Origin of the sequence: Hymenobacter cavernae, from assembly GCF_014641455.1 — a bacterium.
Classification (GTDB): domain Bacteria; phylum Bacteroidota; class Bacteroidia; order Cytophagales; family Hymenobacteraceae; genus Hymenobacter; species Hymenobacter cavernae.
The window spans coordinates 458,529-474,237 of record NZ_BMHT01000001.1 but is presented as its reverse complement, the minus strand read 5'-3'; the positions used below and the strand labels follow the sequence as shown (position 1 = coordinate 474,237).

The 15,709-nt window shown below is 57.1% G+C and carries 9 protein-coding genes; 4 read left to right on the top strand and 5 right to left on the bottom strand.

Translation table 11 applies throughout. From position 1 onward, the window contains the following. Positions 1 to 33 precede the first annotated feature (33 nt). The 4 genes from IEX74_RS01915 to IEX74_RS01900 all read right to left on the bottom strand — a co-directional run bounded on the left by IEX74_RS01915 (position 34) and on the right by IEX74_RS01900 (position 9,663). The gene (locus IEX74_RS01915) at positions 34 to 3,615 is read right to left on the bottom strand and encodes a hybrid sensor histidine kinase/response regulator (protein WP_229755113.1); all 3,582 of its coding nucleotides are present in this window, start codon (positions 3,613 to 3,615) and stop codon (positions 34 to 36) included. 21 nt (positions 3,616 to 3,636) lie between these two features. Continuing rightward, complete coding sequence (locus IEX74_RS01910) at positions 3,637 to 5,679, bottom strand: OmpA family protein (RefSeq protein ID WP_188810388.1); 2,043 nt, start codon at positions 5,677 to 5,679, stop codon at positions 3,637 to 3,639. Positions 5,680 to 5,782: 103 nt separating this feature from the next. Next, positions 5,783 to 6,862, bottom strand: coding sequence for a tetratricopeptide repeat protein (locus IEX74_RS01905; protein ID WP_188810386.1), 1,080 nt, complete (start codon positions 6,860 to 6,862; stop codon positions 5,783 to 5,785). 104 nt (positions 6,863 to 6,966) lie between these two features. Beyond that, positions 6,967 to 9,663 carry a S8 family peptidase gene (locus IEX74_RS01900; RefSeq protein ID WP_188810384.1) on the bottom strand — a complete coding sequence of 899 codons (2,697 nt, stop codon included), beginning with the start codon at positions 9,661 to 9,663 and terminating at the stop codon, positions 6,967 to 6,969. A gap of 230 nt (positions 9,664 to 9,893) precedes the next feature. On the opposite strand from IEX74_RS01900, the gene IEX74_RS01895 reads away from it, so the two are divergent. The 3 genes from IEX74_RS01895 to IEX74_RS01885 all read left to right on the top strand — a co-directional run bounded on the left by IEX74_RS01895 (position 9,894) and on the right by IEX74_RS01885 (position 12,138). Then, positions 9,894 to 10,316, top strand: coding sequence for a BrxA/BrxB family bacilliredoxin (locus IEX74_RS01895; RefSeq protein ID WP_188810382.1), 423 nt, complete (start codon positions 9,894 to 9,896; stop codon positions 10,314 to 10,316). A 308-nt stretch (positions 10,317 to 10,624) separates the two neighbouring features. After that, positions 10,625 to 11,134 (top strand): GNAT family N-acetyltransferase, encoded by a 510-nt coding sequence (locus IEX74_RS01890; protein ID WP_188810380.1) that lies wholly within the window; start codon positions 10,625 to 10,627, stop codon positions 11,132 to 11,134. Between the two features lie 80 nt (positions 11,135 to 11,214). After that, positions 11,215 to 12,138, top strand: coding sequence for a glycosyltransferase family 2 protein (locus IEX74_RS01885; RefSeq protein ID WP_188810378.1), 924 nt, complete (start codon positions 11,215 to 11,217; stop codon positions 12,136 to 12,138). A 68-nt stretch (positions 12,139 to 12,206) separates the two neighbouring features. Here the strand turns inward: IEX74_RS01885 and recQ are convergent, their stop codons facing one another. Next, positions 12,207 to 14,405, bottom strand: a complete 2,199-nt coding sequence (gene recQ, locus IEX74_RS01880) for a DNA helicase RecQ (RefSeq protein WP_188810376.1) — start codon at positions 14,403 to 14,405, stop codon at positions 12,207 to 12,209. 182 nt (positions 14,406 to 14,587) lie between these two features. On the opposite strand from recQ, the gene IEX74_RS01875 reads away from it, so the two are divergent. Further along, entirely contained in the window at positions 14,588 to 15,565 is a 978-nt protein-coding gene (locus IEX74_RS01875) for a KpsF/GutQ family sugar-phosphate isomerase (RefSeq protein ID WP_188810374.1), read from the top strand. Positions 15,566 to 15,709 lie beyond the last annotated feature (144 nt).

Below are 15,709 nucleotides of genomic sequence, written 5' to 3'. Positions count from 1 at the left end.
AGTTTTAAGATAAAATTGATAGATGAGCGAAGGCTACTCGGAATTATGATGCCAAACTTGCTCGGTCAGGCGGGTTTCGAGCTGAGGATGAATCCCGGCCCACTGCATCGTAAGGCCCGCAACCACCTCCTGAAAATCTATTTTGGGCTCAGCCTGACGGGCTTGCTGCTCCAGCATTTCCAGTTGAGCCTGCATAGCAGAGGCGCCAAAATACGCTACCTGACCCTTTAGTTTATGCGCCGAGCGCGCCAGCGTATCCCAGTCGGAATGAGCGGCAGCGGCGGTAAGCTCGTCGAGCAGTGAAGGCGCCTGTTGCAGAATGGTGCTGATAAGCTGCGCGATGAAATTGGGGCTGCCGCCCGCCAGCTCTTCCAGCAACGTCCAGTCCAAGGTCAGCTCGGAAGGCAGACCTAGGTTGGTGGGCGTTTGAAGAGAAGCGGGCTCTGGTGCAAGGGAATCGGGTTCGTACGTGCGACCGGTAAAGTAAGCCAGCCGGGCGTAGAGCAGTGCCGGATCGAATGGCTTTGCCAGGGTATCGTTCATGCCGGCCTCGAGGGCCAGAGCGCGGTCTTCAGGCAGCGCGGAAGCGGTGAGGCCGATGATGGGCAGCGCTTGCGCATCGGGAAAATGCGTGCGCAGCTGGCGGCTGGCTTCGTAGCCGTCCATCTCGGGCATTTGCACGTCCATGAGCACCACATCGAACGGGGCCAATTGTGCTGTCTGCACGGCCAGGCGGCCATTCTCTGCAATCGTGACCTGCACGTTCCAGGCTTCCAGAGTTTTGCGGGCAACCAGCTGATTCAGTGTATTATCCTCGGCCACCAACACCCGCAAGGCCGGCTCAAACGGCCGCAGATTGACGGCACCTTCCGGGCGAACCTGGGCGGCGTCGGCAACAGCGTAGGGAATTGCAAAGTGAAACACGGAACCTAGCCCTTCGGTGCTTTCCACCCAGAGCCGGCCGCCGTGCAGCTGCACGATGTTGCGGGCGATGCTCAGCCCTAGGCCCGTGCCGCCAAACTGCCGGGTGGTGCTGGTGTTGGCCTGGGAAAAGTCTTCGAAAATGGCCTCCAGCTTGTCGGCGGCAATACCGATGCCCGTATCGGTGACGGCAAAATGCACCAGCACGCTGTCGGGCGTGGCGGCTGGTTGTGCTATAACGGTAAGGGCAACGCCGCCGTGCGTGGTGAACTTGACGGCATTACCAACCAGATTAACCAGCACCTGATTGAGCCGCACCGAGTCGCCGAACACGGCTGCGGGCACCTCGGGGGCCACTTGCAGCTGGAAAGCTAGGTTTTTGGAGGCCGTAGCAAACTCGAACATGCGCGCCACGCGGCCCAGCAGCTCCGGCAAATTGAAGGGCGCGTTTTCCAGCGTAAGCTTGCCCGCTTCAATCTTGGAGCTGTCGAGAATGTCGTTGATAATAACCAACAGGTTCTGGGACGACGACTGAATAGCAGTGAGATATTCGTTCTGCTCGGTCGTGGGGGCGGTGTTGCGGAGCAGGTGCGTCAGACCGATGACGGCGTTCATGGGCGTGCGAATCTCGTGGCTCATGTTGGCCAGGAACTGCGCTTTGGCTTTCCTGGACGCCTCCGCCGCGTCGCGCGCTACTACCAGCTCTTCGTTGATCGTTTCGATGCGCTCTTTCTGGCGCCGCAACTGGGCTGTCCGCTTCCGTACCGTTGTTTCGAGCCGTAGCTTTTGGCGGCGCAAGGTTGCCTCGCGGGCTCGCACCAGGCCATAAGCGCCGAGCAGCAGCGCGGCCACTCCGGAAGCAACAAACCAAGGCATTCGCCAAAACGGCGTAGCAATAGAGAACGTCACCGGCGTAGGAGCCGACCACGAGCTGGTTTCGCTGCTGCGCGCCCGCACTTCAAAGGTGTAGTCGCCGGCATCGAGCCCGGGAAATTGCGCTTCGTCGACGGTGCTGGGCCGGCTCCATGCGTCGGCGAGTCCGCGTAGGCGGTACTGATAATGCAGCGTGCCGGCGTGCCGCAAGCTCACGCCCCGGAATAAAAATGCCACCCGGTGCAGCCCGGCCGCAAGCTGACCTAGGTGGTTGGGGATGCGCGTGGCCCCATCTACTTCCGCCAGCAGAAGCGCCACCGGCGCTAAGTGCGGCTCCAACGTCCAGAAATTATGACCTAGGTTCAGGCGCAACAAGCCGGTGCGGGTGCCAAGCCAGATGTGCTGCGGGTCTTTGGCAATGAGTGGCAAACAGTCGTGCACCCACGGGTTGGTGGGGCTGGCTACAGACCAAGAGTGGCGCGAGCTTGGGTCGAAAACCGTTAGGCTGTTGCGGTGAACGATGAGCAATTGCGTGGCTCTCCGCTTGCGACTAACGGAGTGCGCCAATTGGAACGGCGCCAGCGCGTAGCAGTAGTCGGAAGGCAGACCATTGGCAGTGGTATACCGCTGAAAATGACCTTTTTCGTAGCAAAACAAACCGTCGCCTTCCGTCCCGATCCAGATGCGGCCAGCAGTATCAGTCGCCAACGCCGTGGCATCAAGACCGCCCGGCGCGAGACGATGGTACTTGAACTGACCGTTCTTCCAAACGGCCAAACCAGTGCCGTGCGTAGCAATCCAAAGCTGACCATTGGCTTCAGCGAGCAAAGCTTTTATACTGTTATGCAGCAGCCCGTTAGCCGTTGTGAAGTGCTGGGTCGGTTGCTTCGATTGACTTGGCAGCCGGTAGATTCCGTCGCTGCCTGTGCCCACCCAGAGAGTGCCATCAGCTTCCAGCGCCAAGGCCGTTACCTGCAAATCAGCGGGCAGTCGTTGCTCGACTTGAGCTTGCTGGTCAGCGGCAGCGCGCCAAACTCCCCGCCCGGCTGTGCCAAGCCAGTAAAAGCTAGGCTGCTTGGCCGCGGCGGGTTGCTCCACGAACGCCGTAATGGCTGCCGGAACCGAACCTAGGTTTAGGTTGACGAATGGCTGTGCAACATTGCCGTTAGCCGTTAGCACCCGAAGCGTACCTTGGTCGGTACCCGCTAGCGCAAGATTATTATCGCTGCCGAGTGCCGTAATTCCTGTGGCTAGCGGCAGCGCGCTGGGGTAAAAAGTTAAATGCAGATCGGCGTGGTGCCACAAGCCTTGCCCCGCCGTACCTAGCCAAATGTTCCCTTCCCGGTCGGGCAGCAGGCAGCTGACGATGGTGCCCGGTGGCAGTTCCGGCCGATACTGACCTAGGTAAGCCGTAATTTTCTGATTATCAACAGCCGGCAAGCCGCGCATAGGCTTCAGAACGCTAGCTTTCTGCGGGTTGCGTATCGGCTCAAACTGCTGGCTGTTCCAGTGCGAAACGCCGCCCTGGTAATGCCCGACCCATAGCTGGCCCGTGCGCGGATCTTCCCGCAGGCTCGTGACGAAATCTTCGGCCAGCCCGTCTTTCGTGGTAAAAGTGACGAACTCGGTGCCATCGTAGCGCACGAGGCCTTCGCCGGTACCAATCCAGAGGTAGCCGGTGCGGTCTTGCAGGAGTGCGTAGATGAACGGCTGCGGCAGCCCTTCGGTGGCGCCAAACTGCTTCAGGTAGTGCTGCTGCCCTTGCGCCCGGAAACCCAGGCCAGCGAGCAGCAGCAACACAGTCAGCAGATAGCGCACCATACTGAGCACGAGCGTAAAAGGTTATTTACCAGTTACTTTAAACTCGGTGCGGCGGTTGAGCTGACGACCCGCTTTGGTCAGGTTGGTCGACACGGGCTGCGTATCGCCATAGCCAGCCGAGGTTAATCTAGCTTTGTCGACGCCTTTAGCAACCAGATAATCGACCACGGCCTTGGCACGGCGCTGGCTCAGGTCTTTGTTGTACTCGGCTTTACCCACGTTATCGGTGTGGCCCGAGATTTCCAGACGCAGCGTTGGCATCTCCGTGAACAACGCTTGCAAACGCTCCAGTTCGTTGGTGCTTTCCTTCCGGAGTGTCGCCTTCCCGGTGTCGAAGAAGATGTTGTTGAGCACCACCTTCACGCCCACGTCAAGCTTTTTCAGGGCAATATCTTTCACTACTTCCGAGTAGGCTGCTCCAGCCGGCAGGTCAAAGTTCTCGGAGTGAAACAGATAGCCATCCTGCCGCACAACAATGCCGTAGTTCACGCCCGACGGCAACGACACCAGGTAGCGCCCCGACTGCACGTTGGCCCGGAACGAGGCAATGACTTCGTTGCGCGTGTTGTCAATCACATCAATCGTAGCTTCCAGAGGCTGCTTGGTCGCTTCATCCGTCACGACGCCTTTCATGATGGTAACCTGCGCCGTCGCAATCGGGACAGGTGGGGCCAGCGAAGTTTCCTTAACCGGCTGAGCCCGAGATGCCAGCAGCTGATCTTCCTGCGACAAAAACGGCGGCTTCTCCGGCCCCAGGAAGGTGATAAGGTAAATGTCCTTGGAACCTAGCCCATCTTCCCGCACGGAAGAATAATAGCCGTGCCGACCCGAAGCCGAAATCACGAAAAATACGTCGTCGTCGGGCGTGTTGATGGGCCAGCCTAGGTTCTCGGGCGTGCTCCACTTACCATTCTCAAACATCGATTTGAAGATGTCGTAGCCGCCCATCGAGTTGTGACCTTCCGAGGAGAAGTACATCGTTTTGCCATCGGGGTGCAGAAAAACGCCTTCTTCGCCGTAGGGTGTATTGATAACCGGACCTAGGTTCTGGGCCGGGCCACGGCCTTCTATCTCAATCTTATAGATGTCGCGCGAGCCTTGGCCGCCTTCCTTGTCGCTCACAAAAAACAGGCTGCGGCCATCGGGCGTGTAGGCCGCCGACGATTCGTGGTATTTGGTATTAATGCGCGAACCCAGCTTTTGCGGCTTGCGCCACTCCGTGCCGCGCAGGTTGGCTTCTTGTAGGTCGCCGCCGTTATCCTCCACATATACCAGCATCCGCTGGCCGTCGGGCGAGAGGCCCACGGTGGCGTCATGGCCGTCAGTATTCACGGGCTGACCTAGGTTGTGGGCGGCGCTCCACTTGTCTTTGGCACCAGTGCGGGTGCTGGCGAACACATCTTCAAAGTAGCCGCCGGTTTCCGGGTCTTTCTGCTCGCCCGTCGAGTTGTCGCGACGCGAAGTGAACAAAATCACCGACTCATCAGCCGAAATAACGGGGCTGTAGTCGGCATATGGCGAGTTGATGCTGGGGCCGGCGTTGTCGATAAACACGCGGCTCGGGTGCTCGGCTAGCTTCTGACCGTTCTCGCACTCCGTTATTTTCTTGCGAATATCAATAAGCGAAACCGGCGGATTTTTGCCGGTTGTGGCTAATTGAGCGGCTTTGTACTCGGCAATGGCTTCGGCCCATTTCGCGTTCAGATGCAACCCCCGACCGAGCAGATAGTGAATGCGCGGGTCCACGTCTGGGTTCAGCTTGTAGGCTTTTTGCAGGTACGGCAGTGCCTGCGGCTTCGCCCCGGAGTGCAGGTAAGAATCGCCGATTTTAAGGTTGAGTTCGGCATTATCGGCGTTAAACTTCTGCGCCGCCAAGTAGTGCGGCAACGCCTGCTCGTAGCGGACCGGGTCGCTGTTATACCATTGGTCGCCTTCTTTCAGCTCGCGCAAAGCAGCTTTCAGGCCGTCTTTGTCGTTGCCGAAGCGGTCTTTGCTGAATTCTACACTTTGGGCGCGAGCTGCAAAGGATAATAATAAGAAGCTAAATAGCAGAGGCTTATACATATGCTGGTGGTATGGGGCTGGGCCGGCAGACGATTTATTTCCCGCAGAGGTTCGCGGAGGTTGCGCTGAGGGCCGCAGAGGTTGTTCTAACTCACTAATTTGCCTATTCGCCCCCGCAGCCGGAGTTGGCGGCGTAGGTGGTGCCGACTTCCAAACCTAGGTCGGCGGCTTTGTGCCAATCCTGGCAGGCACCGTCGGCGTCGCGGAGCATTTCGCGGGCGTGGCCCCGGTTCAGGTGCGCCTCCGCATATTGCGGATTCAGCGTTAGGGCTTTCGTGGCGTCGTCTGCGGCTTTTTGGTATTCCTTGAGTTTGAGGTAAGCGGCGGCGCGGTTGTTCAGCGCAAAAGCGTAGGAGGCATTCAGCTCAATGGCCTTCGTGAAATCGGCTGCGGCACCTTGGTAGTCAGCTAACTCATAGCGGGTTCCGCCGCGGTTGGTGTAAGCCGTAGCGTTGTCTGATTTCTTGCTGATGTAGCTGTTATAATCACCCAGGGCGCCTTTCAGGTCGCCGGCGCGGCGGCGGGTCGCGGCCCGGTTCAGCAAAGCGGGCAGCAACTCGGGCTGAAGGTTCAGGGCTTTGGTGTAGTCCTGAATGGCCGCCTGAAAATTGCCTTGCTGGCGCTCGGCGCTGGCGCGGTCGTGGTAGGCGTAGGCGTAGTTAGCATCCGCTTTTATCGCCTGATCGAAGTCGGCTTGAGCGGCTTTGTAGTCAGCTTTTTCGAAGCGAAGAGCGCCGCGGTAGTACCAGGCTGGCGCGTAATCGGCCCGCACTTCGGCGGCTTTGGTGTAGTCCTGCTCGGCTTCGTCGCGCTGACCTAGGGCCTCGCGTGCCTGACCCCGGCCGAAGTAGGCCGTGTGGCTGGCCGGCTCGAGGCGGATGGCCTGATCGTAGTCCTGCACGGCCGGCACGTAGCTTTTCAACTCGTAGCGTGTGGTGGCGCGGTTGTAATACGCCTTCACGAAGTCGGGCTTAGCGGCCAAGGCTTTGTCAAAATCCTGGAGAGCAGCCTGGTAGCTCTTGCTATTATACTTGGCCACACCGCTGTTGTAGTACTTTTCCGCCAGTTGGGCTGGCGGCAGGGTGCTGGCACGTACGGTGTCTACCTGCGCCTGCACGGCGAAGCTACCTAGTAGGAGCGCAGGAAGAACAAATTGTACTTTAGAAGATAAAAATGTTTTCATAGCCAACCAATAGAAGCAAAATGGATTCCGAAATATAAAAGAACGGGGCTGAGTACCGAAATACCCAGCCCCTATTAGCCGAAAGATCAAAGTTAAACCGCGTATTATTCAACCAGAATACGTCGGGCGGCGCCGTTGCCGCTAGCAGGTTGATAGATAAGCGTATACAAGCCCGGTGTCAGGGGCGCCGATGCTGTATGCGGTAGCACCTTGCCAGACGAAGGCACCTCCCGTCGCCACACCGTGCGCCCCAGCGCATCTACCAGCGTCAGCGTGGCGCTACCGTCCTGCGCCGGCAAAGCCAGATTGAGCGAAGTGCCACGACTGACCGGAGTCGGCCAAGCCTGTAGCCCAGCCGCATCGGTATTAGAAGCCAGACCCAGCACCACCGATAGGGCCAGGTCGTCGAAGGCAATGCCGCCTTGCTGCGCAGCGACGGTGGCCTCCGGGCGGCCGCTGCCATATTGCTGAAACTTCAGGCGCACGTCGGAACCTAGGGTCAGGCCACGGGCACGGGCAAACTGGCTAAGGTTGATGGCGAAGCTGCGGTAGGCGGTGGTAGAATTGGGGCCGGTCAGGTCGGCGAGGCGGTACCAGGTAGTGCCACCATCCACGCTCAGGGCCACACCGTCACCGTTGCGGGAGCCGGTGAACTCCAGGGGCAGCACGTCATCGGTTTCGTTGTTAAATTCCTTTTCTCGGAAAATCAGCAGCACGTCGCCGGTAACACCGCTGGCGTCGGTGTAGAAAATGGCTTCGCTGGGGCTGGAAAATTGCTGGTCGAAATACCGGTCTGTGGCGGCGCTCAGCACAAGGTGCGCTCGGCCCATGGCTGGCCCTTCATCCATGCGGATCTGCACGCGACCAGCCAGATCGTTGTTGGTGGTCCAGTATTGATTCAGCGCGCCGCCTTCAAAATTCTGAATCGTGGGGACGGGCGTGCTGACGGTCGTGCCGTAAAGCGCCGCATACGCATCGAGCAAGCCCGCCCCCGAGCTGGCGTCAAAACCAGGCGGACCTAGGTCGCGGGCAGTGCGGGCGAAGCGCTCATATACTTGCGTGCCGGTGAGGTCGGGTTCGGCCTGGCGCAGCAAAGCCGCCGCCGCCGCCGCGTGGGGCGCCGCCGCCGAAGTGCCGAAGAAGTTCGGAAATCCGTCACCCTCCAAGTCGTTGCCAGGTGAGCCGAAAAAGGTGTTGTTCACGCCATCGACGGCGGTGAGATTGGGCTTGGCGCGGACTTCGGGCGCACTAAGCGGTGTGCCATTCGGGGCAAACAAAATAGTAGGCGAGCCTTGCGAGGAATACGGCTGAATGGTGCGCTGATTATAGTAGCCAACCGCAGCAACGGCCTGCGCCTGCGCGGCGGCGGCGTGCCCGATGACGGTGCCGCTATTGGTGAGCCACTCGGTGGCTGTGCCGGTGCCGGCATTGATGTATTTCAGCCGGGTGGGGTTGGCCGTGCCCCGAAAGCGGACGATGGTGAGCGAGAAGGTAGTGGTATGCGTGCGGGCTGTATCGTTGGTGAAAGCCAGAAACTCGGAGGGCGTTTGCAGCCCGATGTTGTTGTCGTTGGCCAGGGCTACCGTGTCGCCGCGGGAGGAGATGAGGTACGCATCCAGATCGGTTTTCACCCCGGCCACGGTGTAGAATGGATCGGACCACTGCAAGGCCAGTAGCACGTTGCCGCCCTGCGGAATGGAAAACTCCTGCGTTAGATCGGTGCCGGTCGTGCTGAAGTTGAGCTGGACACTGCCCTGGTTACCAATAGCTACAAAGCTAGGTGCGGCGTTTTCGTAGCTCTGGCTGCCGTAGTTGCCGGCCGATGAGAAGTAGGCCACGCCGCGCTCGGTGACTACTTCATCGATAGCCTGCGCTACCACACCATCCTGAAAAAAAGGCTCTTCGTAGTAGCGGATGTCATCGGTAAGGACCTTGCAGTTGCCTAGGCCCGGATTAGCCAATCGGTGAATCTGAGCTGCAAAATTGCCTTCGCCTAGAAAGACGCTGCTGAATACTTGCTGCGCGCCGGGGGCTAGGTCGTAAATCAGCTGGCACATGGCCCGGCCTTCGTCGGTGACGCCGGGCGTGCTGGAGGTTAGGTCCTGCAACAACTGCACGCTGGCCGGCAGGTCGCCGGAAGCTACATCGACGGCGGCACCGCCCAGCGCATTAAACGAGTCGCTCATCACCCCGATGCGGACGCCCTGACCATTGTAGTGGCCTGGCTGGGTTGCCCGCACGCGCTCCGTTTGTAGCACCAGGTCGGCTTCGCTGGTGACGCGGCCGGCATTGGTGAAAGGCCGGTAGGAGGCGCGCACGCCCAATAAGCCCTGCTCCGCCAGCGTGGCTACACCGTTTTGGCCCCGACCTAGCTCGGCAATCGGTAGGAAGCCTTCGGTGAAGTGCAGCGCGGGCCACGAGGATTGCTCTTTAAAGCCGTGCGCCTGCAAGGCTGGCAGCAGGCTTTTAATGTCTTTCCCAGTAATGCGCACCAGCACGGACGACGCGTCAGTATTCAGTAGGAGTTGCGGATACGTGGCACGAAGCTGTGGCGTAGCCGTGCGAGCCCTCGAGGTGGCGCTCCAGCTGGCGTAGAGCCGTTGTAAGTCGCCGGCTATTCGCGAGTTGTGGTCGGTGCGCAGGCTAGGTTCGGCGGAGGCAGGTGCAGACGGAAGCTGGTGAGAAATGGTGGGGCGAAAGCCATTTAGCGAAGCAGCAGCAGTGGGCTGTGCCTCAGCTGCCAGCTGCGTGCTAGCCCAGAAAAGCAAGCTCAGCAGCTTCGTGTTGGCGGAGGGTGGCATGAAAAAGTCAAAGAATAAAGAAAGTAGCCGTTGTTGAGCTTGCTACTCTCTTTGATAAGGTAAGGTTCAGGCATAAAGATATACGAGAGATTTCTGAAAAATAGTACTCGTTTTATAATATTTTATCCGTTGAATACTGCTGGAACCGAATACCTAGGTCGCCGGTTTAGTAAAGTGAATGCCGTATCTTTGTGTACTGCACTTTCCTCACTTTAAAGTTTGCATCTCTTATGGCCACCTATCCTGAATATATGGTAGCGCCCATCCGGCAAGATTTGGTAGAAGCCGGTTTCGAGCAACTCATGACCCCCCAAGAAGTAGACAGCGTGCTGAACGAGCAAAATGGCACCGTGCTGGTAGCCGTGAACTCGGTGTGCGGCTGCGCGGCCGGCAAAGCCCGTCCGGCTATCAAGCTAGCTTTGGCCAGCTCCGATAAGAAGCCTGCCAAGCTGGTAACGGTGTTCGCCGGCATGGAAACCGAGGCTGTTGCCAAGGTGCGGGAGCACCTGCTGCCGTATCCGCCTTCGTCGCCCAGCATTGCGCTATTCAAAGATGGCGAGCTGGTGCACATGATCGAGCGCTACCACATCGAAGGCAATGACATGATGCGCATTGTCGATAATTTGCAAGGTGCGTTCGAGGAGTACTGCTAGGCATATTCCAATTTGGGGTAGTTTCCTGCCTGTGTTCCAAAAGAAAAAGCTCGCTCTCAAGGCGAGCTTTTTTCGTTGGTAGCTTTAGCTTGCACATTATGAGTAGAGCCGCCACTGTCCAGCATCTCGCCTGGGACAGTAAATTCCTGAGCTTTCAAGTAGGACGCCTGAGTGCTGATCTGCTATCAGTGAGGCAATTCCAGCAGCAGCTCAAGCTTGCCCAAGCAACTGGCTACCGGCTGTTATATTGGTCCGTTAGCCCTCATGACTCCGAGTCAATAGCCAGTGCGCAGGCAGTGGGTGCTTTTTTGGCTGACCACAAAATCCGGCTGGTGCAATCAGTAGCGGCTGGCGCAACGCACTTGCCTGATCGTATTTATCCGGCCACGGCAGCCACGGACCACTTGCAGGCACTGGCTATCCAGGCCAGTGAATACTCGCGCTTTCGTGTTGATCCTGGCTTTGAAGCGGATGTTGCCGACCGGCTTTATGCGGAGTGGCTGCGTCAAGCCTTTACACAGGATCTGACGCACGAAGTGCTGGTTTACCAAGCTCACGATGATCTGCCAGCGACCGGCGTGCTGATCCTGCGCAACACGGAGGAGCGGACTGAAATAGCCATTATAGCGGTCGACAAAGGATGCCGCGGCCGCGGGCTCGGTAGCCTGCTCATCGAAGCTGCCCGGTGTCGGGCTAGGGCGCGCAACCAAGCTAGCTTGCAGGTCGTGACGCAGGCTGGCAATCCGGCCCGGCGGCTCTACGAACGAGAAGGCTTTCGATTAGAACACGAAGAATATTTGTATCATCTCTGGCTCTAGCTTGGGTATAGTAAGAGGAAAAGCCAGACGAAGCTGCTGAACCTCTCCGGTTTAGTTTGGCAGCAAACACGCAAAGCAGTATGCCTGAGTATTCAGTAGTAATTCCGGTTTACCACGGACAAGACACGTTGCGTCCGCTGTGCGAGCAAATCCATCAGTTTTTCACGGCTACTAATCGCACATTCGAAATCATCTTTGTTTACGATTGTGGGCCTGATCATTCGTGGGAAGTCATCAAAGCACTGCAAGCAGAGCTAGGTTCTGGGCTTATTAAAGCAATTCATCTGTCGCGCAATTTTGGGCAGCACAATGCCCTGCTCTGCGGCTTTGAGGAGGCGCAAGGCCGCTTCATTATCACGATGGACGAAGACTTACAGCACCGACCCGCCGACGTTGAGCACTTAATCCGGCGCCAGCAGGAAGGCGATTTTGATATCGTTTACGGAAAGCTAGGAGAATTGCAGCATTCCCTGTTTCGCAATGTCACCTCCCGGATGATGCGGCTGTTGCTGCGAGTTGGTATCCCGGATTTGCACCCTGATTATTCGGCCTTTCGGCTGATCAAAATGGAAATTGCGCACTATTGTCTGGACATGCGCAATTCCTACACGTTTCTGGACGGCTATCTTACCTGGATAACGATGCACGTTGCCAGCACGCCTGTTACGCACCAGAAACGAGCTGCCGGACAAAGCGCTTACACGGTTGGCAAACTGGTCGCTTACTCGATCAACATCTTTGCTACGTTCTCCAACCTGCCCATTCGGCTGCTCTCGCTCATGTCGATTCTGGTGTTTTTGCTAACCACCTCGTACTCAGCTTATGTGCTGATTCGTAAACTGGTTTATGATGACTTCCTGCTAGGCTTCCCGTCGCTTATTATTTCCATCGGGTTTGGGGTTGGCCTGATACTGCTAGGTATCGGAATTCTGGGCGAGTACATTCACCGTATCAACTTGAAAACCACACGCCGCCCTAATTTCATAAAGCGCCGCCTGGACTAGCAGAACAATAAAACGAGGAAGGCTAGGTGATTGTCACCTAGCCTTCCTCGTTTTAGCGCTTATGGGCTTTAATTAGCCACTTCGCTCAGAAACTTGATGCGCATCAGGCGGATATCTTCCTCCGTGTAATCGTCGGAGCCTAGCTCTTTCAGGGCCACTGCAATGCTGTCGGTAGAGGCTTGCATGAAGTAGTCGTAAAGTTCCTCCTGCCGCTCCTCGTCCAGCACGCCGTCGATGTAGTAATCGAGGTTGAGCTTGGTGCCGGAGTAGCAGATGTGCTCAATTTCCTCGATCAGCTCGCGCATGTCGATGCCCTTGGAAGAAGCAATTTCCTCCAAGTCCATCTTCTTGTCGATCTGCTGAATGATGTAAATCTTGATCTTCGACTTATTAACGGCAGATTTTACCACCACGTCGGCAGCCGTCACAATGTCGTTTTCCTCCACGTATTTCTGAATCAGAGCGAGAAACGGCGCACCGAACTTCTGCGCTTTGCCCTGACCCACGCCCCCGATGTGCGACAGGTCGTCCATCTTCGTGGGGAAGGTGGTGGCCATTTCCTTCAGCGACGGGTCCTGGAACAAGACATACGGAGGCAGGCTTTTCTGCTGGGCAATCTTCTTGCGCAGCGCTTTCAGCATGTCGAACAGCGTTTCGTCGTGGCCGGCGGCTTGCTGCACTTCTTCCTGCTCCTGCTCCTGCTGCACTTCTTCGTCGAAGTTGTGGTCTTTGGTGAGCTTGATGGAGTGCGGCGCTTCAATAAAATCTAGCCCTTTTTGGGTGATCTTCACCACGCCAAAGTTCTCAATATCTTTCTCCAGGAAGCCATTGAGCAACGCTTGGCGCAAAAGCGAATGCCAGAACTGCGCGTCGTGCTCTTTACCCTGGCCATAAACGGGTAGGCTGTTATGTCCGTAGCTTTCGACGTGGGCGTTGTTCATGCCCATTAGCACCGTACCGATGTGGTCGAGGCCGAAGCGCTCTTCGGTTTGCACCACCGCTTTCAAAGCTAGCAATACCTCATCCTTGCCCTCAAACCGCTCTTTCGGGTGGCGGCAGTTGTCGCAGAAGCCGCAGTCTTTCTCGAAGATTTCGCCGAAGTAATGCAGCAGCTGCTTGCGGCGACACACGGCCGAATCGGCGTAGTTGGCCATTTCCTGCAACAGCAGCTTGCCGTTGTCGCGCTCGGTTACGGGCTTGTCCTTGTTGAACTTCTCCAGCTTCACAATATCGTCGTAGCTGTAGAACATCAGGCAGTTGCCCTCTAGTCCATCACGCCCGCCGCGGCCAGTTTCCTGGTAGTAGCCCTCGATGCTCTTGGGCGTATCGTAGTGCACCACGAAGCGCACGTCGGGCTTGTCGATACCCATGCCGAAAGCGATGGTCGCCACAATTACGTCGGCTTCCTCGTTCAGGAACGCATCCTGGTTGGCCATGCGCACATGTGGATCGAGGCCGGCGTGGTAGGGGAGGGCCTTCACATCATTGACACGCAGCAGCTCCGCAATTTCTTCTACCTTCTTGCGGCTCAGGCAGTACACAATGCCCGCCTTGCCTTTGTGCTGCTTCACGTACTGAATCAGCTGCTTCTTGGTGTTGTGCTTGGGGCGAACTTCGTAGTAGAGGTTGGTGCGATTGAAGGAGGTTTTAAAGACCGAAGCATCGTCCATTTGCAGGTTTTTCTGGATGTCCAGCTGCACTTTGGGCGTGGCGGTGGCGGTGAGGGCAATAATGGGCACGCTGGGCCCGATGTTATCAATGATACCGCGGATCTTGCGGTACTCGGGGCGGAAATCGTGGCCCCACTCCGAAATGCAGTGCGCTTCGTCGATAGCAACGAACGAAACCGTGGCTTTTTGGAGAAAGTCGATGGTTTCGTCTTTGGTCAAGGATTCGGGCGCGACGTAGAGCAGCTTTATCTCGCCGCTAATCACGTCTTTTTTCACTTTGTTTATCTCCGATTTCGACAGCGTCGAGTTCAGAAACTGCGCGTTTACCCCAAAGGCGTTGAGCTGGTCAACCTGGTTTTTCATCAGGGCAATCAGCGGCGAAATCACGATGGCCGTGCCGGGTAGCACAAGCGCCGGCAGCTGGTAGCACAGCGACTTGCCCGCGCCGGTTGGCATGATAACGAAGGTGTTGTTGCCTTCAATAACGTTCTGAATCACGGCTTCCTGGGTACCCCGGAACTGGCCGTACCCAAAAACTTCCTTTAACTTGCCTTTCAGATCGGCCGTCGGAATCACGGCGTTTTTTACGGCTGGCATAGACATCCTCGCTTACTCAATTGGGGTTGTAGAAGAGAGTCGCAACCAATGTTGGTTGAACTCTCAATCTAGGAATTTTACGGTAGTGAATACTGGGCAGCGAGTAAAAAGACTTGGGCTTGCTTTGAAACCTAGACCTCCATTCAAGCTCCTTTTATCCGCTACTCAATACCAAATTTAGATTGAAACCGCAGAACGATATCAACTCCGTTGCAAAAAAAGTGCTTCTGCAAGAAGCTGAAGCAATTCAAGGTGTAGCCGCTGCCATTTCGGAAACCCAAGATTTTGCACAATGTGTAGAGACAATTCTCTCTTTAAGAGGGCGTGTGGTCGTAACGGGCGTTGGGAAGAGTGCGCACATTGCAGCCAAAATAGTGGCAACGCTGAACTCTACCGGCACACCCGCGCTGTTTATGCACGCCGCTGACGCCATCCACGGCGACCTAGGTATGATTCAGCCGGAAGACTTTGTGGTGGCCATCAGCAAGAGCGGCGACACGCCCGAAATAAAAGTACTGGTGCCGCTGCTTCGCCGCAAAGGTGTGCTGCTGGCGGCGCTGGTGTGCAATGCCAGCTCCTACCTGGCTACTCAGGCCGACTACGTGCTGCACGCACCCGTGGAGCGCGAAGCCTGTCCGCACAACCTGGCCCCGACAACCAGCACGACGGCGGCCCTAGCTTTGGGCGACGCATTGGCGGTGTGCCTGCTGGAAGCCCGCCAGTTTAGCAGCGCCGACTTTGCGCGCCTGCACCCCGGCGGCACGCTCGGCAAGAAGCTCTACTTGAAAGTGGGCGACCTAAGCCGCCAGAATGAGAAACCTAAGGTGACGCTGGAGGCACCGCTCAAAGAAATCATCCTCGAAATCTCGGGTAAGCGCCTGGGGGCAACAGCGGTGCTTGACCCCGACGACGATACGTTGCTGGGCATCATCACCGACGGTGACCTGCGACGGATGCTCACTAATTTTGCTCGCCTCGATGATGTTCGCGCCCGCGACATTATGACCCCAAGACCCGTCACGGTGGACCTGGATGATTTTGCCGTGGAAGCCCTCACGCGTATGCAACAGCGCAATATCACGCAGCTTATCGTGACGGAGCAGGGTAGCTTCAGCGGGTTCATCCACCTGCACGATTTGCTGCGCGAAGGATTGGTATAGACTTGAGAGAGAAAAAGCTGCCTTATCTTCGCCGCTGGTGCAACTCGCTATTGTCTTAACACAATAAGATAATATCGTATAAGCTGCATTATGAATGGGAAATATAGCATATTTGCTTTCTTTAAGCCTCAAGGGCTTTGCATG

Bases quoted from the DNA above. Each gene is read 5' to 3' on its own strand.
- IEX74_RS01915 (WP_229755113.1), bottom strand. From the start codon at position 3,615: ATGGTGCGCTATCTGCTGACTGTGTTGCTGCTGCTCGCTGGCCTGGGT.
- IEX74_RS01910 (WP_188810388.1), bottom strand. From the start codon at position 5,679: ATGTATAAGCCTCTGCTATTTAGCTTCTTATTATTATCCTTTGCAGCT.
- IEX74_RS01905 (WP_188810386.1), bottom strand. From the start codon at position 6,862: ATGAAAACATTTTTATCTTCTAAAGTACAATTTGTTCTTCCTGCGCTC.
- IEX74_RS01900 (WP_188810384.1), bottom strand. From the start codon at position 9,663: ATGCCACCCTCCGCCAACACGAAGCTGCTGAGCTTGCTTTTCTGGGCT.
- IEX74_RS01895 (WP_188810382.1), top strand. From the start codon at position 9,894: ATGGCCACCTATCCTGAATATATGGTAGCGCCCATCCGGCAAGATTTG.
- IEX74_RS01885 (WP_188810378.1), top strand. From the start codon at position 11,215: ATGCCTGAGTATTCAGTAGTAATTCCGGTTTACCACGGACAAGACACG.
- recQ (WP_188810376.1), bottom strand. From the start codon at position 14,405: ATGCCAGCCGTAAAAAACGCCGTGATTCCGACGGCCGATCTGAAAGGC.